Origin of the sequence: Moorena sp. SIO3E8 (assembly GCF_010692445.1) — a bacterium.
Classification (GTDB): domain Bacteria; phylum Cyanobacteriota; class Cyanobacteriia; order Cyanobacteriales; family Coleofasciculaceae; genus Moorena; species Moorena bouillonii.
Genome location: NZ_JAAHHM010000104.1, coordinates 1 through 24206 on the forward strand (window position 1 = coordinate 1; position 24206 = coordinate 24206).

Genomic DNA, 24206 nt, shown 5'->3' on the forward strand with positions numbered 1-24206 from the left:
ACCGTTTTGCTCACCAATCAGTACAAGCCTAATCCTTCACTAGCAGGAGATATTGAAGTTTCAGCTACTCTAGGTTCGTTAGTGCCAAATGTGGCAATTCAGAACGGTCAGGTATCGAAGGGAGGATCAGTTACTATCGATTCTCGCGGTAGCATTACCCTCAACGGTATAGTTAATACCATTGCTATTCCAAGTAACGATCCGTCTAACCCTTTCTCTGGCAATGGCGGTGATGTCACGTTTTTGGCAGATAATAACATCACCCTTAATCCAGGTTCTTTAATTGTTTCTGCTGGAATAGTGGGGGGTAAGATCACCCTCGAGAGTGGTAGCAATTTTTTGCTTGATGACGCTGGTGTTTTTAGCGCTACAACTGGAGCAGGTGTAGGAGGAAATTTAATTGTCAATGCCTCTGAGTCAGTGACATTAATTAATAGAGAAGGGTTAGCCTTCAGCAATTTCGTAAAATTGCTCAACGAGTTGAGCAATTCTGACAACGAATTTACCAATTCAGAACCCCTACAACTGATCCTCCAAGAAGTTTTGAATGGGTTTGGCTTGGCAACGATTACAACTGGACCAGGGGACGCTGGGAACTTAACCATTACTGGGAAAACCATTAACATTGAAACCTTGAGTATCCAAAACCAAGCCCAAAACCAAGAATTACGGAGTCTAGCTGGAGCTACTACAGCTATTACAAGAGATATTACTCGCAACACTGGAGCTACTACAGCTACGACAAGAGATAGTAGTGACAACAGTGGAAATTTAACTGTTTACCCTGAGTCGGGGGAAATTGTGGGTAACGAAACGGGTCCATTTATCCCTACTCCTATTGACGTCTCTCGACTGATTGAAAAAAACCTCTGTGCTGCCGGTGAGGGCACCGAATTTACTGCCACAGGTAGTGGTGGCTTACCGATTTCTCCCAAGGAAACCCTAAACCCTATTGCTACCTGGGACGATTCCCGTATCACTGAGCAACCTCAAACTAGGATCAGAAAAGATCGGTCAAGGTCAACGCAGGATCAGCAACCTCAAACTAGGATCACGAAACGTCGCTTAAGGTCAAGGCAGCATCAAATACAGATTAATCAACCACAGACCAAGAACCCTAAACCTAAACAAATTGTGGAAGCCCAAGGCTGGGTTATGGGTGCCAACGGGGAGGTAATTCTCACCGCCCATCCAGTCATAGTGACTCCGAAGGGTACTTGGTTACACCAAGTAGATTGCCAGAGGCTTCAGGAAACCCTTAAGCGGCTGCGGTGAGTTTTCCTGGGAAACCAGAGCGTATTACCTGATAAGGGTAGGTTTTTTACATTTGGGTCGGGAGTCGGGAATCGGGAATCGGGAGTCGGGAGTCGTTAGAAGCGGGAAATGGGAAGCTTAACAAGGAGGAAGCCAGAGGATAGATCCCCCTCCCGTCCCCCTTAACAAAGGGGAAGCCAAGCAGTCGCATTTCCCTGCTCCCTACTCCCTGCTCCCTACTCCCTGTTCCCTGTTCCCTGTTACCTGCGCGCAGCGCTATAGATTGAGATAAATGAAGCGCCTAATTCAGTTTATATTAATGACTTTGTTGGGGCTAATGTTAAGCCGTGCTTTACAGGCACTCCCCTCTGCTGCCCATCAGCACTTAGCCATTAGCCATCAGCGATCAGCGATCAGTAATCAGCACTTAGCCATTAGCCATCAAACCTCAAGCCTCAATAACAGTGAGCAGAACGCAACAGTAAGCAGGAGACAACAGGAAGCAGGAAGCACAAAGCCCTACCTGCTGCTGAAAACAGGCAAAGACTATTACGATGCTGGAGAGTATTCTAAGGCTGCAGGAAAATTGCAGCAGGCGGCACAAGCTTATCAAGCCACAGGCGATATCCTCAACCAAGTCCAAGCTCTGTGTTTGTTGTCCTTAGCGAATCAGCAACTTGGGAAATTAGATCAAGCCCAAGCAGCCATTGACTCCAGTTTGTTGTTGCTAGAAACCTTATCCAGGGGAGGTGAGGGAGTATGGGCCCAAGCGTTGAACACTAAAGGGCGTTTGCAATTGCTACAGGGAAATGCTGAAGCTGCCCTGGATAACTGGAAAGATGCTGAAGTACGGTATGCTAAAGCCGATGATAGCCTTGGTGTGCTTGGTAGCCAAATTAATCAAGCCCAAGCCATGCAATATTTGGGACTTTACGGTCGAGCCAAAACGCTATTGACTGAGGTAAAAGAAACTCTGCTGGCACAACAGGATTGTTCTGTTAAAGCTATTGGCTTATACAATCTTGGTAATGTGCTTCGACAAGCAGGGAATTTAGAGGAATCTAAACAGACCTTAGAGACCTTAACCGAAAGTTGCACAGTCGAACAAGGAATACAATCTCAAGAATCCCAGAGTCAAGTGTTACTGAGTTTAGGTAATACTGAGGGAGCCTTAGCCAAAAGAGCAAAAGACAGGAATAACGACAAAGAATTCCAGGAGCATATCCAAGAGGCGATAACTTACTATCAACAAGCAGCAGCAACCACCACCTCACCCATTACCAAAATTCAAGCACAATTGAATCACCTAAGTTTATTGATAGAGACAGACCAGGGCAAATCTGCTCAAGGGTTGTTGCCACAAATCCAGACATTACTGACTAAATTACCATTGAGTAGAGCATCAGTTTACGCCCAGGTAAATTTCGCTCAAACTCTGATTAAGATCAGCAATGAAGAATTGCGCACGCAAATTCCCAGGCAAATTCGTAATTCCCAATACATTGTTCAACTACTCAGCACTGCCATTCAGCAAGGGCAAACCCTAGAAGACAAACGAGCAGAATCCTATGGCCTAGGCATCCTCGGTCACTACTTTGAACAAACCAAGGATTGGTTAAATGCCATAACCTTTACTAACTCAGCCCTTGTGATTGCCCAAGAGATTCATGCACCGGATATTGCTTATCAGTGGCAGTGGCAAATGGGACGTTTACTTAAGGTTAAAGCCGAACAAGCCACTACCACTAGCAATGGTGATACCGACGAAGTAACGAAACTGATCGATCATGCGATCGCCCATTACACCAAAGCCTCTAATACCTTAACGAATTTACGCAGTGAGTTAGTTGCTCTCAATCCTGACATCCAGTTTTCCTTCCGAGAACAAGTAGAACCGGTCTATCGAGAGTTAGTTGATTTACTGTTGCGTTCTCCTCAACCAAGTAACGATAATCTCAAGCAGGCCCGTGAGGTTATTGAAGCACTCCAGCTTGCTGAAATCGACAACTTCTTTCGAGACGCCTGCGCCAAGCCAGAAAAGGTGAACATTGATGATGTAGACCCGAAAGCAGCGGTCATTTATCCGATTATCTTAAAAGACCGCTTAGCGGTAATCCTCAAATTGCCTAAGCAAGATGACTTGCTTTACGTTTACCATGATAGCCTATCAGAAGATGAAGTAGACCAAGCGGTCCAAAATTTCAGGAATTTCCTAATAACACCTGATACTTCTATTAGCGACGTCAAAAAAGAATCCCAACAAATTTATGACTGGCTAATCAAACCCTTTGAATCTCAACTAGAGAGTAACCCTTCAGGAGAGCAAAGCCCAATAAAAACCCTAGTATTTGTTCTAGATGGGTCATTACGAAATATTCCTGTAGCAGCCCTTTATGATGGCAACCAGTATTTAATAGAGCGGTATGCTGTAGCTGTGACCCCTAGCTTAGAGCTAGTGGACCCCAAACCATTGCTACGGCAACAACTCAGAGTCCTACTAGCTGGAGCTACTAACGCTCCCAGCTTTAAAAAAGAAGGTTTAGGCCCAATCGATAACGTAGCATTGGAGTTAAAAAACATTGGGGAACAGGTAAACCGTAGTCAGAAACTGGAAAATCAAGAATTTATCAAAGAAAACCTGCAAAATAAACTTACAGCAGTACCGTTCAATGTTGTTCATATTGCTACTCACGGCCAGTTCAGTTCCAACCCAGAGCAAACATTTATCCTAGACTGGGATGAACGCATCAAAGTCAAGGATTTAGATAACTTACTGCGGGTGAGTGACCCCAGTGGCACCACCCCCATTGAACTGTTGTTGTTGAGTGCTTGTCAGACTGCTACTGGGGACAAAAGAGCCGCTTTAGGACTAGCTGGAATAGCCATTAGAGCAGGAGCACGCAGTACCCTAGCCACCTTGTGGCAAGTTAATGATGGCTCTACAGCCGAATTTATGAATCAGTTCTACCAACAGTTAAATAATCCACAGTTGACTAAAGCCGAAGCCCTGGGAAATGCTCAATTAGCCTTCATAAAAAAAAATATAAAGGCTAAAAATAATCATGATAAATACCATCGTCCTTATCATTGGGCACCGTTTATTTTGGTTGGGAATTGGCTGTAAATTATAGAATGTAGAATGTAGAATGCAGAAGGCAGAATGCAGAAGGCAGAATGTAGAAGGCAGAATGTAGAATGTAGAAGGCAGAATTCTTACTTCTTACTTCTTACTTCTTACTTCTTACTTCTTACTTCTTACTTCTTACTTCTTACTTCTTACTTCTTAATTCTAAAACGAGCACCGGTATAATTTACTGAAGGTTACCCAAAAGCTTTGTTTGAGATATCGTTTCTAATTCGAAACTTTGATTAGTCAATAGCTTAATCCAAACCGTTTCAAAAGTCCTATTTTGCGGCTCTTGTAGCTGTAATTCAGCTAGCTCAGTTAGGGTATCATACCATATGTGATGCTTACTATAAGCTGTAATTCTCTCTAGAGGAATTTTGGCCTCATTTAACTCCTTTTCTAGATCTGGAGACTGCGCAACTCGGCGAACGTCTCCTGTGATATAGGCTGGCGTTGAGGGTTGATTGACTGATTCCCTAGTAGGGCACTTGATCTTTATATTCCAAGCATAGGTTTGACCAACTTCCAAGGGAGTTTCTGTTTTAGGAAGCCGAATACCCACAATGCCTGGCTGGTCTGGGAGCTTGAAAGATTTTCGGTAAAAATCGTTTTCCCCATCCTCATCCTGCAAGGAAAATTCTCCTAACGGTGCATCATCTGAGGTGTAAGGTAGATATATCCAAAAGGTGGGATAATCACTAACCGTTGAATACAAATTCTTAATATCGACTAAAGCATGTAGTGGTGGAAGCTCTGCCTTGTATAGGCAATCACCACGGGATCCAGTACCGTCGGGAGCAAGAGGAGTACCCTTGTCTGGGGGTTCGGGATTGGCTTGGATAAAGTAAGTTGGTAATTGTACTTCTTGCTCTTTACTGATGGATTGATCAGCCTCTACTCGGGAAATCAAAAAACAGCTGCTCCAGGCAACAACCATTAAATTAAAGGCAAATAGGTATTGAAGCCGAAATAATTTACTTAACATGATCACACAAACTTCAGACCAACATCGACAGATGTTTACCTGATACATCCCATTGATGAATTCAGATTAACACCCCTATATATCACCTATATATCACCACTATTTCCAGATAAAAATCCGGTCAATTGTTGTAATTAGTCATTTGTAATTAGCCATGGTAAACTAGGGTTATAAAAAAAACCCTTTTTAATTCAGTATGTCCAGGCAAAATTAGTTCCTATAGCAGTGGAAGTAAAGGTTAAGACATAGTTCGGCTCCCTGCTCCATTCACTAAGCTTGGCTCATGGCCTTAGTTCCTGCTCCATATAAAGCAAAATACTATCTCCCAAACTAGACTTCCATTGTTATATCGCCCGGATTTATTATAGCATCAACTATTATAATGCGTGCCAAAAGGGGAGTTATCAAACAGTATTTTGGCTCATTGGTTATTGGTCATTTGTACTTATCAAGAGACTTAGTGTAGATCACCAAAGACTCATGACTCTGGTCACTTTTGTAAACCAGAGTAAACAACCACACTGGCACTAGTAGTCACCAATGCTATAGTAGCGGGAATTAATGGCACCCAACCACCTGTTACGATCAGTAAAACCCAGCAACTTCCATATAAAATAACGACAGCCGTTCCAGTACCCAACAACACAGAACGAAGCAGGTGAAAGTTTCCAGCAACCATACCCCCCACCACAGCCCAGCACCAAATCCACAGGGCTTCACCAGGCTCAGACCACCACCAAATTAATGGTCGGTTATCCAGCACTGCACTGAGGATGTGACTGATCATCTGCGCCTGAATTTCTATGCCAGTCATGGTCTCCACAGACCCCTGACCACCACTGTAGGGTGTGCGCCACATATGATCCTTAAAACTCGGGGCAATGGTACCGATGATCACAATGCGATTCTTGACTAAGTCCCCATTAAAGTCATCCCTTAGAAGCTCTCCAAGGGAAACGGTCTCAGCAATGTGACCGGAAGCTCGATAATTCAGTAATAGTTGGTGACCACGGGAGTCCTCTAGATGGTGATATCCACCAGAATCCTTTTCTAGGGTCTTAAAAACTATAGTGCCAAGCTTTAAGTCTTTTTCTATGATCTCCAACTTGATTCCTTCAGCAGCCAGATAATGTGTTGCCAACTGGAAATTAAATGAATATTTGCTCTGACAAGGAGATGTTGACCCTACAGCCAACAGATGGCGACGGATAATCCGATCATCGGGGTCAAGTACAACATTATTAAACCCTTGACGAACCTTTGGGACTTCTGGAGGTGGGGAAACTCCTGGGTTACCGTATTTGCAGATAGCATACAAGTGATCACTAGTTTTCATCCGAGTCGCTAAATCCTGGTATTCCCCTCCCACAGGATTCTCCCGATAAATATCCAAACCAATGGCTCTCGGTTGATACTGCTCCAGCTTTGCCAGCAGTTTGGCCAAGGAACGATCAGATAACGACGCGGCTCCTCTTTCTTCCTTAGGTTGGGACTGCACATCCTCTTCAGTGATTGTCACTAATAACAGTCGTGGATCGAGTCCTTCATTAGGTCGCAACCGCATCAGCTGGTCAAACCCTTGCAGTTCCCAAGGCTGGAATAGGCCAAGCGATCGCACCACCATTACCAAACTAGTCACCACTATGCTAGATAGCAGCACTACTAGGCTAGATAGCAGGACTGTCTGGACACGACGCCCCTTTGGTTTCGGTAAGACCGGTTTTTTGTCTTGCTCTTGGTACAAATCTTCCCAAGCTGGGGGTTCTTGTCCTCGATTCTGGTAAATTACTGGTAACCAACTGGCGCAGGGAAACTGACTCTCCAATCCCTGCAATTTTTCCCGTGCTTCCCTGGTTGCTAGATATAAAGACTTACCCTCAGCAAACCCCTTCAAAAAATACTTCAAAAAGTTTTGAGCGACCAGATCTGGCACCAAATCCCGCATTACAATTATTTGGGGAATTTGCAAATCATGGAGATCCCGTGCTAATCCCAACCCATCACAAGAATTAAAAATTGCCAGTTTTAAGCCCTGTGCCACGGCTTTTTGGAAGCCATAGCGCAGCTGATCAATCCTTAAGCTATCGGTGGGATTGATATAAATTCGACCCGTTTCCCCCTCTGTCTGACTATGTCCTGCGAAAAAGATAATATCCCAAGGTTGATTCCATAACTGGTCATTAATTTCGTGATGTTTGCGCTCCACTAAAAAGCGGGTTTCTGCATTAGGTAAATTGTCGAGATATTGTCGATCTTTATCAATATCAATACCTGCCCTATGACCTAAAATTGCTAAAATTTTAACGTTAAATTTATCAGTAGCTGCAGGGGGTTGATCGGATCGCTCAAAATCCATTCCACTAATAGCAACTTCAGCCTTGGGGTAATGGTCAAAAAAATCCCACAGATGCCAAGGCAGCTTTTGTAACTGGGTATTTTCCGTGCGAATCAGCACCCGAATGGTTTCCTCTGGGTTTAACTCTGCCCGTAATCGATTATTAATGGGAATAAACTGTTCAGAATTGAGCCATTTTTGGAGTTTCTTACCTAACTCATTCGCTGAATCCCGACATTCGTTGAGCCGTTGGCTAATGGAACCACCATAGATAACTTTTCCCTTCTCGATTCTCGTGGGTGGACCTAGTTTACGATATTTGCACCAATGCTTTTCTGAGGAATTAATAAGTTCTGAATCAGCAGGCAAGTAACCTGTCACGTCCAGTGTTGGGAGTGACCCTTCTTCAGCAATTGTTAAGTTTACATGAAACCACTGTTGCTGGAAATCACCATCTAGACTCAGGACAACTAACTTTCCCATTTTTGGTCATTAGTTATTAGGTATTAAGGATGAGGTATTAAAGATTATAGCGGTTTTGATGATAACGAAGTACACAGGCTTTTTAGCCTCTTAACTCTTCGCTCGTAAGCATTCAGCCGTGGGCTTTTGGCCCACCCTGCGCGAACAGCTTTGTGGCACAGGCTTTGGCCTTGGCCAAAAGGCCACGCGGGGCGCGTTTGGCCACGCTGTGCGAACGACCCTGGGAGGTAACTCAGATTATGCGTCACACGTTTTGTTCAACCGGACTTGAGATTAGGGGATAGAATTGCTATGGCTCAAGGCAACTTGAGATGATACGGTATTCCGCGATCGCAATATAGCACTACCCATTAAGGTGTTTGACGTTGATACAAGCAGCAAAAGCTGTGGTAGTAAACTGTTGCCTTTTGCCTCTTGCCAATGCCATTGCGCGTAGCGCTATATCAATCCGCACCATTTCCGTAAATTTTTGTTAAAAATAACCTAAAAATTCCGTAAACTGCCTGGCTTCCCCTGAGAAATAATCTAGAGGTCAAGTTCCTTGACTCCTTATAGGTACCTCCAGACAACTAGCTAGTTGTGCAGTAGCAAAAGATGAATAATCGGCAAAGTAAGCCCTCAACCAGAGGGCTAGGGATATTGCCCTTAACTGAAAAAGCCCTAACCCTAATGGGATGGGTGGTGATGGCTTTTTCTGGTAACTATGCCCTAGCCCAGATTACCCCTGACCAAACCTTGGGTAATGAATCGTCAGTGGTAACACCAAATCTAACTATCAGGGGAGAACCAGGGGACTTGATTGAAGGGGGAGCAGCGCGAGGTAGTAACCTGTTCCACAGCTTTCAAGATTTTAATGTTGGTCAGCTACAGCGGGTTTACTTTGCCAATCCAGCGGGAATCGATCACATTCTGTCTCGGGTAACTGGGGGTAATATTTCAAACATTCTAGGAACTCTTGGTGTCGATGGTGGAGCCAATCTGTTTTTACTCAATCCCAATGGCATCGTGTTTGGTCAGAATGCCAGGTTGGATGTGGCAGGTTCGTTTTTCGCCAGTACAGCCAATAGTTTAGTCTTCAACAACGGTAAAGAATTCAGTGCCACCAATCCACAAGCCCCCCCTTTATTGAATATTACTATTACTCCCGGATTGCAGTATGGCTTGAATCAACCCAAACCCAAAATTACTAACGCTGGTTATTTAGTAGTTGGGCAAGACCTCACCCTAGCTGCTGGTCAGCTTGACTTACAAGGTCAACTAATTGCTGGGGGAGATTTGACACTCAATGGAGAAGATACAGTTCAAATACGCGATAGTATCGGGCAACCATTTATTGCCGCTGCTGGCGGGAAGTTATTGATTCAGGGCAATCAAGGGATAGATATATTTGCCTTGAACCATCCAGACAGTGGTCTAGTGTCCGGTGGAGATCTGGTTTTGCGTACGCAAAATACCGTCGCCGGTGATGCCCACTATTGGAGTGGTGGCAGTTTCCGGATTGAACAGCTTGACGGCAGTCTCGGAGATTTATTTAGTCCCGATGACCCGATTATTCGCTCAGTTGGGGATGTTAGTTTCAACAGCTATCTAGGCACCTCCCTACATATCGTGGCAGGGGGAGCAGTAGATATCGGTTTTGTGATCATTACAGGCAATGAAACAGGTACAGAAGGAATAGACTTTATTTCCGAAGCCATTACTTTATCTAATGGCACAGTAGTCGATATTAATGGTCAGGCTGAACCGACTCTTGATATTCGTGCTGGAGTAGATCCCACTGAAGTTGGTATCCCTGGACTGACAGGCAACCAATTTTTGCTTGACTTTTCCGGTGACTTTTTCAATATCTTTGGCACACCCACTATTACCAATACTGCCACCAGTGCAGATATTACAATCGGCACCATCGCTTTTGCTAATGTCAGTTTATTAGACTTGTTGTCACAAAATATATCTGCCAATGATCTGTTGGCAGGAAAGGTTTTGCTCACCAATCAGTACAAGCCTAATCCTTCACTAGCAGGAGATATTGAAGTTTCAGCCACTCTAGGTTCGTTAGTGCCAACTCTGGCAAATCTAGCCATTCAGAACGGTGAACTATCCAAGGGAGGGTCAGTTACTATCGATTCTCGCGGTAGCATTACCCTCAACGGTATAGTTAATACCATTGCTATTCCAAATAATAATCCGTTTAACCCTTTCTCTGGCAATGGCGGTGATGTCACATTTTTGGCCAATGATAACATCACCCTCAATCCAGGTTCTTTCATTGCTTCTGCTGGAATAGAGGGAGGTAAGATCACCCTTAACAGCGGTAGCAACTTTTTGCTGGATGACTCTGGTGTTGTTACTGTTACAACTGGGGCAGGTGTAGGAGGAAATTTAATTGTCAATGCCCCTGAGTCAGTGACATTAATTAATACAGAAGGGTCAGGCTTCAGCAATTTGGGGGAATTGGTCACGAACTTCACCAATTCCAACTTGGTAGAACGGCTGTTCAGAGTTTTCAATGGGTCTGGCTTGGCAACGGTTACAACTGGACCAGGGGATTCTGGGGACTTAAGCATTAACACCAGAACTTTGAGTATCCGAAACCAAGCCCAAAACCAAGAATCACGGAGTCTAGCTGGAGCTGCTACTGTCACTTTAAGTGGTAGTAGTGGCAATAGTGGAAATTTAACGGTTAACGCTGAGTCAGTAGACATTGTCGGCAACGAAACTGATCCATTTATCCCTACTCCTAACGAACGGCTAGCCTTGGCGATCAGAGCTATTCCCACCGGGTTGACGACTGCTACTAACAGTACTGGTAAGGCAGGCGACTTAACCATTAATACCCAACGTTTAACACTTAAGGATGGAGCTGGAGTAACCACAGCAACTGTTAGGAGAAGGCTAGAAAACGCAAAAGATGGGGGGAATTTAACCATAAATGCCACTGAGTCAGTGACATTGTCGGGCAAGGTTACCTTGGCTACCGCTACCTTGAACTCAGGTAATGCCGGTGAGTTAAAGGTCAATACACCCACATTGACTCTAGAGAAGGGAGCGGTGATTGCTGCTGATACCACTGGTTCAGGGAATGCTGGAAACTTAACGATTAAGACCGACCAACTGTTAGTACGTGATGGCTCCAGAATTGGCGCAGCAACCGGAAATAGTGGTACCGGAGCCAATATAACAGTCATGGCTTCGGAAGTAGAGTTAGTTGGCACTGCTGTCGATGATGAGAATACTGTAGTTCCTAGTGGAATATTCGCTAACTCTCAATTCATTAACAATGAAAGAAATGAACTTGGCGATGCTGGAAGCATTAACATTAATACAGAAAAGTTGATTGTCCGGGATGGGGCAGTTGTATCGAGTTCTACCGAAGGCGCTGGGGCTGGTGGAACGATCACGATTACTACCCCAGACTTGACACTCCAGGATCAAGGGCAGATTTCTGCATCTACCTCTGGTAAAGGAACCTCTGGAAACATTTTTGTTGAGAATGCTGACTCTGTCGAGCTTGCTGACAACAGCTCAATTTCAACGGAGGTAAGGGCTGGTGCCAAGGTAAACCCTAGCTCAGGGGAGGAAGTGGATTTGATTAATATTCAAACGCGATCGCTAAAATTAACCAATAGCTCTAATATAACTGCCAGCACCTCCGGGATAGGGGATGCTGGTAATATCACCATACAAGAGGCTCAACAGGTTAACCTGAATCAGAATAGTTCCATATCCACCGCAGTAAACACTGGAGCAGATGGCAGTGGTGGGAATATTGACATTCAAACCAAGTCTATATCCCTAGATCAAACCTCGAATATTGAAGCGAGTACTGCCGGTACCGGAGATGCTGGTAGTATCACCATCCCAGATGCCGAAGAGGTTAACCTTAATCGGAATAGTTCTATTTCCACCGCAGTCAATACTGGAGCAGATGGCAAGGGTGGGAATATTGATCTAAAAACGCGATCGCTAAAATTAAATCAATCTCAAATAACTGCCAGTACTGATGCTCAGGGCAATGCTGGTAGTATCAAAATACAACAGGCTCAACAGGTTGACCTGAATCTCAATAGTTCCATATCCACAGCGGTAAATACTGGAGCAGATGGCAATGGTGGTAATGTCGATATTGAAACCAAGTCTCTATCCCTAGATCAGACCTCGACCATTGAAGCCAGTACTGCTGGTCAAGGAAATGCCGGTAGTATCACCATCCCAGATGCCGATTCGGTTAACCTGAATCGGAATAGTTCCATATCCACCGCAGTAAACTCTGGTGCAGTTGCTGAAAAAGGCGGTAATATTGATCTAAAAACGCGATCGCTAAAATTAACCAATAGCTCTAACATAACTGCCAGCACCTCTGGAAAAGGGAATGCCGGTAGTATCGTTATACAAGAGGCTCAACAGGTTGACCTGAATCGGAATAGTTCGATATCCACAGCGGTAAATACTGGAGCAGAGGGCAAGGGTGGTGATGTGGAAATTGAAACCAAGTCTCTAGCCCTAGATCACACCTCGACCATTGAAGCGAGTACTGCCGGTACCGGAGATGCCGGTAGTATCAGCATCCCAGACGCAGAGGAGGTTTCCCTTAATCGGAAGAGTTCGATATCGACAGCAGTAAACCCTGGTGCAGTTGGCAATGGTGGAAATGTCGATATTAAAACCCGTACGCTAACATTAAATGACTCTGACATCACTGCCAGCACCTCTGGGAAAGGGGATGCTGGTCAAATCCAGGTTCGGGATGCTCAACAGGTTAACCTTGATCGCAATAGTTCCATTTCTACAGAAGTTAACTTTAGTGCAGTTGCTGACAAAGCCAGCAATATTGATCTAAAAACGCGATCGCTAAAATTAAATCAATCTCAAATAACTGCCAGTACTGATGCTCAGGGCAATGCTGGTAGTATCAAAATACAAGAGGCTCAACAGGTTGACCTTAATCGGAATAGTTCCATATCCACCGCAGTAAACACTGGAGCAGTTGGCAATGGTGGCAATGTCGATATTGAAACCAAGTCTCTATCCCTAGATCACACCTCGACCATTGAAGCGAGTACTGCCGGTACCGGAGATGCCGGTAGTATCAGCATCCCAGACGCAGAGGAGGTTTCCCTTAATCGGAATAGTTCCATATCCACAGCAGTAAACCCTGGTGCAGTTGGCAATGGTGGAAATGTCGATATTAAAACGCGATCGCTTACCTTAACCAATGAATCTGAAATAACTGCCAGCACTGCTGGTGATGGAGATGCTGGTAACATCACCCTTAGGGCTAAGCAAGTGACCATCCAGGGAGACTCACAGGTGTCAGCCACTACTTCCAGCACCGATACTGATCGGGGTAAGGGTGGCAACATTAACATAATTGAGGCCAATCGCTTTAGTGCTACCGACGGTGGGAACGTCAGCACCACCACGGAAGGTGATAAGCAAGCTGGTAACATTACTCTGGAAGTACGAGATGATATTACTTTAGCTGGAGCTGGAAGTGGCCTGTTTGCCAACACCACGTCGAGTTCTAGCGGCAACGGTGGAAATATTTTCGTTGACCCCAGAACTTTTACCATTCGGGATGGAGCCAAGATAGCTGTAGATAGCCAAGGCCAGGGAAAAGGGGGCAGTATTACCCTTGAGGCAGGCACACTCACCCTTAATAATAAAGCAGAGCTATCCGCAGAAACAGCTAGCACCCAAGGGGGCAATATTACCTTGACCATTGACGAGTTGTTGTTCTTGCGACGCAACAGTAAAATCTCCACTACCGCAGGCACTGCTCAAGCTGGTGGAGATGGCGGCAATATTACCATTAAGGCTCCCTTTATCCTAGGCATTCGTCAAGAAAATAGCGACATTACTGCTAATGCTTTTGAAGGCAATGGCGGCAATATCAACATCACCACCCAAGGTATTATTGGGCTAGAGTTCCGAGAAAAGCTCACCCCCCTCAGTGACATTACCGCTAGCTCTGAGTTTGGTGTAGATGGTACCGTCAACATCAATGCACCTGGAATTGACCCCAGCCAAGGGTTATCGGAATTGCCAACCGATGTAATTGATGTATCTCAACTGATTGAAAAAAACCTCTGTGCTGCTGGTGAGCTTTATGGCGGCAGCCCCGCGCTGTACCCGATAGGGTCAGCGTCGGGAAGGATAGCCCGGTGATGGAATGAAATGGAATCACCAACTAATAATCCTGGGGGACAGGGAGACGAGCTATAAAACTCCTAATCAATTCAGATGGGGTCATCCCTCTCTTGTCGGCTTCCTGTTTTAATTGTCGTTTTTCAAAGTCAGTTACTCTGACTATCAACTTTTTATCTTTCATGTTTTTACTGTTATGGGTTGTCAGATGGCTACCCATATGTTAGACTAATAATAGGTCGATAAGCAAGAGGACAAAAATGATATCTGCATATCAATACCGGTTAAGACTGACAAAGTCGCAAATTACAAAAATAGAGAAATGGCTGGATATGTTGCGTCATCAGTACAACTATTTGTTGGCAGATAGGTTTAATTGGTTTGAGCAAAATCGCTGTTCTATTAATTCTTGTCCCCTTGTTTGTCATTTACCAGATCTAAGAAACAATCCTGACTACTTTTCCCAAAAAAGAACTCTACCTCAGTTAAAGAAAGACAGACCTTGGTATAGTGATATTCATGCTCACGTATTACAGGATTGCGTTAAAAAAGTAGATTTGGCTTTCAAGGGGTTTCTTAAGGGAGATAGCAATGGTAAAAAGAGCGGAAGACCTCGATTCAAAAGTAAAAATAGATACAAGTCATTTACTTTTCCGTCACTTTCAAATAATCCAATAAATGGCAACATTTTGACTCTTCCAAAATTTGGGAAAGTCAAAATGATTTATCACCGACCTATTCCAGAAGGATTCAAAATAAAAACAGCTACTATAACCCGAAAAGCTGACGGCTATTACGTCACGCTGTCAATCCAAGATGGTACGGTTCCGGATATTATCTCAGTAGACAGCATCGAAAATCCCGTCGGAATAGATATGGGTCTTAAGTCTTTTCTGACAAAGTCTGATGGTTCAGAGGTACCAATACCCCAATACTATCGAAAAGCTCAAAAACGGTTAAAGAAAATTCAAAAAGCTGTTAGCCGTTCTAAGAAAGGTAGTAACAACAGTAAGAAAGCTGTTATTAAGCTAGGAAAAGCTCATAAAAAAGTGGCTGACACTCGAAAAGATTTTCATTTTAAAACAGCCAAAAGTTTGCTAGACGACTATGATCTAATCGCTCACGAGAAGTTAAATATTAAAGGTTTGGCCAGAACTAAAATGGCTAAATCTGTATTGGACGCTGGATGGGGACAATTTCTGTCAATACTATCAAACAAAGCCGAAAATGCTGGTTTGCTTACAGTTGCAGTAAATCCTCGAAATACCAGTCAGAACTGTTCTAATTGTGGCACGAAAGTACCTAAAAAATTAAAAGACCGCATCCATTATTGTCCTCATTGTGGATACACGAAAGATCGCGATGTGAATGCGGCTAAAAACATATTGAATTTGGCGGTGGGGCGTCCCGTCAGGAGTAAAGCTTGCCGAGTAACCGTTCGCGTAGCGTCGGGCAAAGCCCGATAGGGGTACCTGGTGTTGGCAAGAAGCCCGCGTTGTCCCGTCAGGGCAACGTCGGGAGTACGTCACGGCAGTGAATTTATTGCCACAGGTCGTGGTGGCTTACCGATTTCTCCCAACGAAACCCTGAGCCCCAATCCTACATGGGACGATTGGCGTATCACTGAGCAACCTCAAACTAGGATCAGAAAACGTCGGTCAAGGTCAAGGCAGCATCAACTACAGACTAACCAACCACAGACCAAGAACCCTAAACCTAAACAAATTGTTGAAGCCCAAGGCTGGGTTATCGGTGCCAACGGGGAGGTAATTCTCACCGCCCATCCAGTCATAGTGACTCCGAAGGGTACGTGGTTACATCAAGTAGATTGTCCGATGCTTCAAAAAACTCTTGGGTCGGGAATCGGGAATCGGGAATCGGGAATCGGGAGTCGTTAGAAGCGGTAAATGGAAAGCTTAACAAGGGGGAAGCCAGAGGATAGATCCTCATAAGGGTAGGTTTTTTACTTTGACGTCAGGTGTGGGGTGTGGGGTGACCGGGTGTGGGGTGTGGGGGATAAGACAATATACTTAATTTGTCGTTAACAATCATCATTGTCTTGATGCAAAGCGCGAGTGGGGGAAACCCCCTGTTCCGAAGCTGCATCGCTTCTTCGTTGTTTTCCTTTTCCTCTCCCTCTCGGTCGTCCCATATTTTACCCAAATGTAAAAAACCTACCCCTGTGAGGAGGATAGATCCCCCTCCCGTCCCCCTTAACAAGGGGGAAGCTGTGCGATCGCTTTTCCCTGTTCCCTGTTCCCTGTTCCCTGTTCCCTGTTCCCTGTTCCCTGTTCCCTGTTCCCTGTTCCCTGTTCCCTGTTCCCTGTTCCCTGCGCGCAGCGCTATAGATAACTGAGATAAATGAAGCGCCTAATTCAGTTTATTGTGATTACCTTGTTGGGGCTAATCTTAAGCCGTGGTGTACACGCACTACCCTTCTCTGCTGGCCATCAGCACTTAGCCATTAGCACTCAGCCATCAGCACTCAGCCATCAGCACTCAGCTATTAGCACTCAGCCATTAGCACTCAGCAATAGCAAGCAGGAGGAAACAGTAAGCATAACGCAAGAAGAAGCAAGACCAACGAACCACTATATGCTCCTAGAAGCAGGCAAACAATATTACGATGCTGGACAGTATTCTGATGCTGCACGAGTATTGCAGCAAGCAGCACAAGCGTATCAAGCCACAGGAGATATCCTCAACCAAGCCCAAGCTCTGCGTTTGCTGTCCTTAGTGACTCAGCAACTCGGGGAATTGGATAAAGCCCAAGCAGCCATTGACTCCAGTTTGTCGTTGCTAGAAACCGTATCTAGGGGGAGTGAACGAGTATTGGCTCAAGTGTTGAACACTCAAGGGCGTTTGCAATTGGTACAGGGAAATGCTGAAGCTGCTCTGAACACCTGGCAAAATGCTGAAGCACTGTATGCTAAAGCCAATGATCGGGTTGGTGTACTTGGTAGCCAGATTAATCAAGCCCAAGCGATGCAATCTTTGGGACTTTACCGTCGAGCCAAGAAGCTACTAACTCAGGTAAGACAAACCCTGCTGGCACAACCGGATTCTCCTCTAAAAGCGATTGGCTTACACAATCTTGGTAATGTGTTTCGACAAGCAGGGGATTTAGAGGAATCTAAACAGACCTTAACCGAAAGTTGGACAGTCGCACAACGAATACAATCTTCCCAATCCGAGAGTCAAGGGTGGCTGAGTTTAGGTAATACTGAGCGAGCCTTAGCCACAAGAGCAAAAGAATCGAATAACAACAAAGCATTCCAGCAGTATATCCAAGACGCTATAACTCACTATCAACAAGCAGCAGCAACCACCACCTCACCAATCACCCAAATTCAAGCACAATTGAATCAGCTAAGTTTACTCATCGAGACAGACCAGGATAAATCTGCTCAAGCCTTATTGCCACAAATCCAGACATTACTAACTAAATTACCATCCAGTAGAGCATCAGTTTATGCCCACGTAAATTTCGCTCAAAGTCTGATCACGATCAGAAATGGAGAATTGCGATGCTCTGAAAGAGCCGCTACGCGATTGACCTTGGCCAAAAGGCCACGCTACGCGAATGGTCACGCTACGCGAACGCAAATTACCAAACCAATTCCCACACCAATAACCAATTCCCAAGACATTGCTCAACAACTCAACACAGCCATTGAGCAAGCTCAAACCCTAGAAGACAAACGAGCAGAATCCTATGCCCTGGGCACCCTGGGTAACTGGTTTGAACAAACCAACGATTGGTCAAATGCCATAACCTTTACCAAGTCAGCACTTGTGATTGCCCAAGGGATTAATGCAGCGGATATTGCTTATCAGTGGCAGTGGCAAATGGGACGTATACTGAACGCTCAAGCCGAAAAAGCCACTACCACCACACATGGTAATACCGAAGCAGTAACGGAGCTGATCCAGGATGCGATTGACCTTTGGTCACGCTCCGCGATCGCTTATTATACCCAAGCCTCTAATACCTTAACGAATTTACGGAGTGATTTAGTTACTCTCAATCCTGACATCCAGTTTTCCTTCCGAGAACAAGTAGAACCGGTTTATCGAGAGTTAGTTTATTTACTGTTGCGTTCTCCTGAACCGAGTAACGATAATCTCAAGCAAGCCCGTGAGGTTATTGAAGCACTCCAGCTTGCTGAAATCGACAACTTCTTTCGAGACGCCTGCGCCAAGCCAGAAAAGGTTAACATTGACAATTTAGACCCCACAGCAGCCGTCATTTACCCGATTATCTTAAAAGACGGCTTAGCGGTAATTTTCAAATTGCCTGAACCAGATAACTTGCGTTACTATATCCATAGTAACATATCAGAAGCTCAAGTAGACAAAGCGGTCAAAAACTTTAGGAATGTCCTAAGAAGACGTAGCACTAGTATTAGCAAAGTCAAAAAAGAATCCCAACAAATTTATGACTGGCTAATCAGACCCTTTGAAGAAGAACTAGACAGTCACCCTGAGGCAGACCAAAGCCCAATAAAAAACCTAGTATTTGTCCTAGATGGGTCATTACGAAATGTTCCTGTAGCAGCCCTTTATGATGGCAAACAGTATTTAATAGAACGGTATGCTGTAGCTGTGACCCCTGGCTTACAGCTAGTGGACCCCAAACCCTTGCCACGGCAACAGCTAACAGCCCTAATTGCTGGAGCTACTAACGCTCCCAGCTTTAAAAAAGAAGGTTTAGGACCAATCGATAACGTAGCATTCGAGTTAACAAAAATTGGGGAACAGGTAAACCGTAGTCAGAAACTCGAAAATCAGGAATTTATCAAAGAAAACCTGCAAAATAAACTAACCGCAGCCTCTTTCAATGTTGTTCATATTGCTACTCACGGTCAGTTCAGTTCCAATCCAGAGCAAACGTTTATCCTAGACTGGGATGAGCGCATCAAAGTCAAGGATTTAGATAACTTACTACGGATGAGTGACCCCAGTGGCACCACCCCCATTGAACTGTTGTTACTGAGTGCTTGTCAGACTGCTACTGGGGACAAACGAGCCGCTTTAGGACTAGCTGGAATAGCCATTAGAGCAGGAGCACGCAGTACCCTAGCCACCTTGTGGCAAGTTAATGATGCCTCTACAGCCGAATTTATGAATCAGTTCTACCAACAGTTAAATAATCCACAGTTGACTAAAGCCGAAGCCCTACGAAATGCTCAATTAGCGTTTCTTAAGAAGACATATCCCAGCACAGACTACCATCGTCCTCATATTTGGGCACCGTTTATTTTGGTTGGGAATTGGCTATAAATTCCAGTCTGTTTCAGTTAAAGGTTGAATATTAGAGGTTGAATGTTGAATGTTGCAGGTTGAATGTTGCAGGTTGAATGTTGCAGGTTGAGAGGTTAAATGTTGTTCGCCCCGTATTCGGTGTAGGGTAGGTTGTCTGTTATAATTCTAACTTCTAACTTCTAACTTCTAACTTCTAACTTCTAACTTCTAACTTCTAACTTCTAACTTCTAACTTCTAAAACGAGCACCGCTATAATTTACTGAAGGTTACCCAAAATGTTTGTTTTAGAAATTGTTTCTACGAAACTTTGATCAGTCAATAGCTTAATCCAAGCAGTTTCAAGAGTCATATTTTGTGGATCTTGCAGCCGTAATTCAGCTAGCTCAGTTAGGGTATCATACCATATGTGATGCTTGCCATAAGCTGCAATTCTCTCTAGAGGAGTATTAGCCCCATTTAACTCCCTTTCTAAGTCTTTAGACTGGGCAACTCGGCGAACTAGTCCTGTCACAGACGCTGGAGTTGGAAATTGATTGGATAATTCTGTAGAAGGGCAATTGATCTCTAGATTCCAACGATAGGTTTGACCAACTTCCAAGGACTTTTCTGTCTTAGGAAGCCTAATACTAACAATGCCTGGCTGGTCTGGTAGGTTGAAAGATTTTCGGTAAAGATCGTTTTCCCCATCCTCATCCTGCAAGGAAAATTCTCCCGACGGTGCATCCTCTGAGGTGTAAGGTATATATATCCAAAAGGTTGGATAATCACTAACCGTTAAATCCAAATTATAACCACCTACTAAAGGAGTCAGTAGTGGAAGCTCTGCCTTGTATAGGCAATCACCACGGGTTCCCGTACCGTGAGGAGCAGAAGGAGTCCCATTGTCTGGGGGTTTGGGATTGATAAAGTAAATTGGTACTTGTGGTATTTGCCCAAGACTGATGGATTGATCAGCCTCTACTCGGGAGACCAAGAAACAGCTGATCCAGCCAACAAAGACTAAATTAGAGGCAAATAGGTATTTAAGCCGAAATAATTTAGTTAACATGATAACTCAAAATTCAGATCAACATCGACAGATGTTTACCTGATACATCGAATTGATGGATTCAGATTAACACCCCTGTATATCACCACTATTTCCAGATAAAATCAGGTTAATTGTTGTGATTATTAATTAGGAATTAGCCATACAAAACTAGGGTTAAAAACCCCATTTTTTTCAGTATGTCCACCCAAAATTTGTTCCTATAGCAGTGGAAGTAAAAGTTAAGACATAGTTCTGCTCCCTGCTCCGTTCCCGTAGCCTGAACCACGGCTTTAGTTCCTGCTCGTTTTAAAGCAAAATACGATCTACCAAACTATACTTCTATTGCTATATCGCCCCGATTTATTATAGCATCAACTACTATAATGCTTGCCTAAAGGGGGGTTATCAAAAAGTATTTTTGGTTATTGGTCATTTGTAATTATCAAGAGATTTAATGTAGATCACAAAAGACTAAGGACTAATGACTAATGACGAGTCAATGACTATGATCACTTTTGTAAACGACAGTAAACGACTACACTAGTAGCCACCAATGCTATAGTAGCGGGAATTAATGGCACCCAACCACCTGTTACTATCAGCAAAACCGAGCAACTTCCATATAAAACAACCAAAGCAGTTCCAGTACCCAACACGACGGAACGCAGCACGTTAAAGTTTCCAGCAACCGTACCCCCGAGCGCAGCCCAGCACCAAATCCAGAGCGCTTCACCAGGCTCAGACCACCACCAAATCAACGGTCGGTTATCCAGCACTGCACTGAGGATGTGACTGATCATCTGTGCCTGAATTTCTATCCCACTCATGGTCTCAACAGACCACTGACCACCACTGTAGGGTGTGCGCCAAAAATTATCATTAAAACTAGGCGCAATGGTACCGATGATCACAATGCGATTCCTGACTAAGTCAGGATTGAACTGATCCCTAAAAACCTCTGCAAGGGAAACGGTCTCAGCAATTTGACCGGAAGCTCGATAATTCAGTAATAGTTGCTGACCACGAGAGTCTAGATTGTGATATCCACCAGAATCCTTTTCTAGGGTCTTAAAAACTGTAGTGCCAAGCTTTAAGTAATTTTCTGTCACCTCCAACTGGATTCCTAGATCAGCCAGATAACGTGTTGCCAACTGGACATTAAATGAGTAGTAGCTCTGACAAGGAGATGGTGACCCTACAGCCAACAGATGGCGACGGATAATGCGATCGGGGTCGAGTAAAACATTATTAAAGCCTTGGCGAACCTCTGGGACTTCTGGAGGTGGGGAAACTCCTGGGTCTCCGTATTGGCAGATGGCAAAAAAGTGATCACTAGTTTGCATCCGAGTCGCTAAATCCTGGTATTCCCCTCCCACAGGATTCTCCCGATAAATATCCAAACCAATAGCTCTCGGTTGATACTGCTCCAGCTTTGCCAGCAGTTTTGCTAAGGAACGATCCGATAAGGAGGCGGCTCTTCTTTCTTCTTTAGGTTGAGACTGCACATCCTCTTCAGTGATTGTGACTAATAACAGTCGTGGATCTGGTCCTTCATTGGGTCGCAGCCGCATCAACTGGTCAAACCCTTGCAGTTCCCAGGGCTGGAATAGGCCAAGCGATCGCACTACCATTACTAAGCTAGTCACCACTATGCTAGATATCAGCACTGTCTGGACACTACGCCTCTTGGGTTTCCCTGAGACCGATGGTATTTCTGATGGTATTTCTGATGGTATTTCTGATGGTATTTCTGATGGTATTTCTGATGGTATTTGCGATGGTATTTCTGACTCTTGGCACAAATCTGCCCAAGCTGGGGGTTCTTGTCCTAGATTCTGGTAAATTACTGGCAACCAACTGGCGCAGGGAAACTGACGCTCCAACCCCTGCAATTGCTCCCGTGCTTCCCGGGCTGCCAGATATAAAGACTGACCATTAGCAAACCCCTTCAAAAAATACTTCAAAAAGTTTTGAGCGACCTGATCTGGCACCAACTCCCGCATTATAATCATTTGGGGAATTTGCAAATCATGGAGTTGCCTTGCCAATCCCAACCCATCACAAGAATTGAAAATTGCCAGTTTTAAGCCCTGTGCCACGGCTTTTTGGAAGCCATAGCGCAGCTCATCAATGGTTAAGCTATCGATGGGATTAATATAAATTCGACCGGTTTCCCCCTCTGTCTCACTATGTCCTGCGAAAAAGATAATATCCCAAGGTTGATCCCATAACTGGTCATTGATTTCGTGATGTTTAGGCTCCACCAAAAAGACTGTTCTTACATGAGGTAACTTCTCCAGTAGTTGTCGATCTGCCTTAATATTAATACCAGCACTATGACCTAAAATTGATAAAATTCTAACGTTAGATTTCCCGGTAGATACAGGAAGTTTATCGGGTCGTTTAAACTGTGTTCCACTCAGAGCAACTTCAGCATTGGGGTAACGCTCAAAAAAATCCCACAGATGCCAAGGCAGCTTTTGTAACTGGGTATTTTCCGTGCGAATCAGCACCCGAATCGCTTCTTCTGGGTTTAACTCTTCCCGTAATCGCTTATCAATAGGACGAAACTGTTCAGAATCGAGCCATCGTTTGAGTCTATTACCTAATTCTTTCGCTGAATCCCGACATTCCTTGAGCCGTTGGCTAATGGAACCACCATAGATAACTTTTCCGGGCTGGATTCTTGCGGGTGAACCTAGGCTCCGATATTTTTGGAGCCAATGGTATTGTAAGTAAGTAGTCAGTTCTGAAGCTGCAGGCAAGTAACCTGTCATTTCGAGTGTTGGCCGTGACCCTTCTTCACCAATTTCTAAGCGTACCTGAAACCCCTGCTGCTGGGAATCACAATCTAGACTCAGGACAACTAACTTTCCCATTTTTGGTAATTAGTTATTAGGTATTAAGTATTAGTAATCGATAACAATCTTCCCCATTACCCGTTACTTCTTAATAAATTTTATGCAATAGGGATGGATTTATAGACGATGCTTTCCCTGAGTCAGTTTCTCATTGAACCTCCCCACCCTGTAGAGGGATGGGGATTCCCCGGCACAACAACTATGTTGCTGTTATCTCCAAGGGCGTAACTTTCCCCCGCACGGTCGGTAGCTGGGTTTAAAGTTACCGTAAGATAGTGGAGCCTTTATAGTTTGCAGGCTATGAGTAAAAGAGGTGCGACCCGTGGCGAATTTAATTCGCCTACGGAAAGCGCACCTTTGGTTAAAAATTTGTAATTAAGGCGACCCTATCTAAGGCGCGCGTCTAATGGGTCAATACCCAGTTTTTTTAGACCCCGCATTCTGATATTTATTGCCCCATTAATATCGGCATCATCATAGTGGCCACAGTTGGTACAAACAAACTTTTCCTTTTTTCTGTTGGCTTTACTTATGTGATGACATTTTGGGCATTTTTGAGACGTATGCCTGGGATTTATCTTTACTACTGGTATGCCTGACTTTGTTACGGTCGATGTCCCCTATTAAGGGGAGCACCTCCGCTTCAGAACTGGGCGTGAGACTTTCACCTCACCCAGCTCCTGGGTAAACTCGGTCTTTGACCGGCCTTTTGGCTTGC

Annotated in this window: 15 protein-coding genes; 8 read left to right on the forward strand and 7 right to left on the reverse strand. The window is 44.5% G+C overall.

Translation table 11 applies throughout. The features are described from left to right. Positions 1-1275 (forward strand): hypothetical protein (locus tag F6K46_RS29230; RefSeq protein WP_293117602.1); only part of this gene is annotated, 1275 nt, incomplete at its 5' end. Positions 1276-1321: 46 nt separating this feature from the next. Here the strand turns inward: F6K46_RS29230 and F6K46_RS29235 are convergent. After that, a complete protein-coding gene (locus F6K46_RS29235; protein WP_293063124.1) occupies positions 1322-1465 on the reverse strand; it encodes a hypothetical protein in 144 nt (47 codons plus the stop codon). Between the two features lie 81 nt (positions 1466-1546). Between F6K46_RS29235 and F6K46_RS29240 the strand changes: the two genes are divergently transcribed. Then, on the forward strand, positions 1547-4378 hold the full coding sequence (locus tag F6K46_RS29240; RefSeq protein ID WP_293063126.1) for a CHAT domain-containing protein: 2832 nt from the start codon (positions 1547-1549) through the stop codon (positions 4376-4378). A gap of 187 nt (positions 4379-4565) precedes the next feature. Here F6K46_RS29240 and F6K46_RS29245 read toward each other — a convergent pair whose 3' ends face one another. Together F6K46_RS29245 and F6K46_RS29250 are read right to left on the reverse strand one after the other, a co-directional pair. Beyond that, entirely contained in the window at positions 4566-5366 is an 801-nt protein-coding gene (locus F6K46_RS29245) for a DUF928 domain-containing protein (protein ID WP_075906408.1), read from the reverse strand. Positions 5367-5856: 490 nt separating this feature from the next. Then, a complete protein-coding gene (locus F6K46_RS29250) occupies positions 5857-8184 on the reverse strand; it encodes a CHASE2 domain-containing protein (RefSeq protein WP_293063129.1) in 2328 nt (775 codons plus the stop codon). Between the two features lie 118 nt (positions 8185-8302). Here F6K46_RS29250 and F6K46_RS29255 point away from each other — a divergent pair, with 118 nt between their 5' ends. The 4 genes from F6K46_RS29255 (at position 8303) to F6K46_RS29270 (ending at position 16229) form a co-directional block, all read left to right on the forward strand. Further along, a complete protein-coding gene (locus F6K46_RS29255) occupies positions 8303-8455 on the forward strand; it encodes a hypothetical protein (RefSeq protein WP_293063131.1) in 153 nt (50 codons plus the stop codon). Between the two features lie 323 nt (positions 8456-8778). Then, a complete protein-coding gene (locus F6K46_RS29260; protein ID WP_293063133.1) occupies positions 8779-14352 on the forward strand; it encodes a filamentous hemagglutinin N-terminal domain-containing protein in 5574 nt (1857 codons plus the stop codon). 239 nt (positions 14353-14591) lie between these two features. Continuing rightward, entirely contained in the window at positions 14592-15797 is a 1206-nt protein-coding gene (locus tag F6K46_RS29265) for a transposase (RefSeq protein ID WP_293063135.1), read from the forward strand. A gap of 12 nt (positions 15798-15809) precedes the next feature. Beyond that, positions 15810-16229: a hypothetical protein gene (locus F6K46_RS29270; RefSeq protein ID WP_293063137.1), complete on the forward strand. Its 420-nt coding sequence runs from the start codon at positions 15810-15812 to the stop codon at positions 16227-16229. A 76-nt stretch (positions 16230-16305) separates the two neighbouring features. Here the strand turns inward: F6K46_RS29270 and F6K46_RS29275 are convergent, their stop codons facing one another. Next, positions 16306-16494, reverse strand: a complete 189-nt coding sequence (locus F6K46_RS29275; protein WP_293117605.1) for a hypothetical protein — start codon at positions 16492-16494, stop codon at positions 16306-16308. 19 nt (positions 16495-16513) lie between these two features. Between F6K46_RS29275 and F6K46_RS29280 the strand changes: the two genes are divergently transcribed. Both F6K46_RS29280 and F6K46_RS29285 read left to right on the forward strand, forming a co-directional pair. Next, positions 16514-16687 (forward strand): hypothetical protein, encoded by a 174-nt coding sequence (locus tag F6K46_RS29280; RefSeq protein ID WP_293117608.1) that lies wholly within the window; start codon positions 16514-16516, stop codon positions 16685-16687. A 5-nt stretch (positions 16688-16692) separates the two neighbouring features. Continuing rightward, positions 16693-19614 (forward strand): CHAT domain-containing protein, encoded by a 2922-nt coding sequence (locus F6K46_RS29285; RefSeq protein WP_293063141.1) that lies wholly within the window; start codon positions 16693-16695, stop codon positions 19612-19614. A 239-nt stretch (positions 19615-19853) separates the two neighbouring features. Here the strand turns inward: F6K46_RS29285 and F6K46_RS29290 are convergent, their stop codons facing one another. The 3 genes from F6K46_RS29290 to F6K46_RS29300 form a co-directional block, all read right to left on the reverse strand. Then, the gene (locus F6K46_RS29290; RefSeq protein ID WP_293063143.1) at positions 19854-20645 is read right to left on the reverse strand and encodes a DUF928 domain-containing protein; all 792 of its coding nucleotides are present in this window, start codon (positions 20643-20645) and stop codon (positions 19854-19856) included. Between the two features lie 491 nt (positions 20646-21136). Continuing rightward, positions 21137-23506 (reverse strand): CHASE2 domain-containing protein, encoded by a 2370-nt coding sequence (locus F6K46_RS29295; protein ID WP_293063145.1) that lies wholly within the window; start codon positions 23504-23506, stop codon positions 21137-21139. 368 nt (positions 23507-23874) lie between these two features. Continuing rightward, positions 23875-24081 carry a zinc ribbon domain-containing protein gene (locus F6K46_RS29300; protein WP_293063147.1) on the reverse strand — a complete coding sequence of 69 codons (207 nt, stop codon included), beginning with the start codon at positions 24079-24081 and terminating at the stop codon, positions 23875-23877. Between the last annotated feature and the right edge of the window lie 125 nt (positions 24082-24206).

What these genes read in the sequence shown, in the direction of transcription:
- F6K46_RS29250 (WP_293063129.1), bottom strand. Translation starts at nt 8,184, where the DNA reads ATGGGAAAGTTAGTTGTCCTGAGTCTAGATGGTGATTTCCAGCAACAG.
- F6K46_RS29260 (WP_293063133.1), top strand. Translation starts at nt 8,779, where the DNA reads ATGAATAATCGGCAAAGTAAGCCCTCAACCAGAGGGCTAGGGATATTG.
- F6K46_RS29290 (WP_293063143.1), bottom strand. Translation starts at nt 20,645, where the DNA reads ATGTTAACTAAATTATTTCGGCTTAAATACCTATTTGCCTCTAATTTA.
- F6K46_RS29245 (WP_075906408.1), bottom strand. Translation starts at nt 5,366, where the DNA reads ATGTTAAGTAAATTATTTCGGCTTCAATACCTATTTGCCTTTAATTTA.
- F6K46_RS29235 (WP_293063124.1), bottom strand. Translation starts at nt 1,465, where the DNA reads ATGCGACTGCTTGGCTTCCCCTTTGTTAAGGGGGACGGGAGGGGGATC.
- F6K46_RS29285 (WP_293063141.1), top strand. Translation starts at nt 16,693, where the DNA reads ATGAAGCGCCTAATTCAGTTTATTGTGATTACCTTGTTGGGGCTAATC.
- F6K46_RS29265 (WP_293063135.1), top strand. Translation starts at nt 14,592, where the DNA reads ATGATATCTGCATATCAATACCGGTTAAGACTGACAAAGTCGCAAATT.
- F6K46_RS29240 (WP_293063126.1), top strand. Translation starts at nt 1,547, where the DNA reads ATGAAGCGCCTAATTCAGTTTATATTAATGACTTTGTTGGGGCTAATG.
- F6K46_RS29295 (WP_293063145.1), bottom strand. Translation starts at nt 23,506, where the DNA reads ATGGGAAAGTTAGTTGTCCTGAGTCTAGATTGTGATTCCCAGCAGCAG.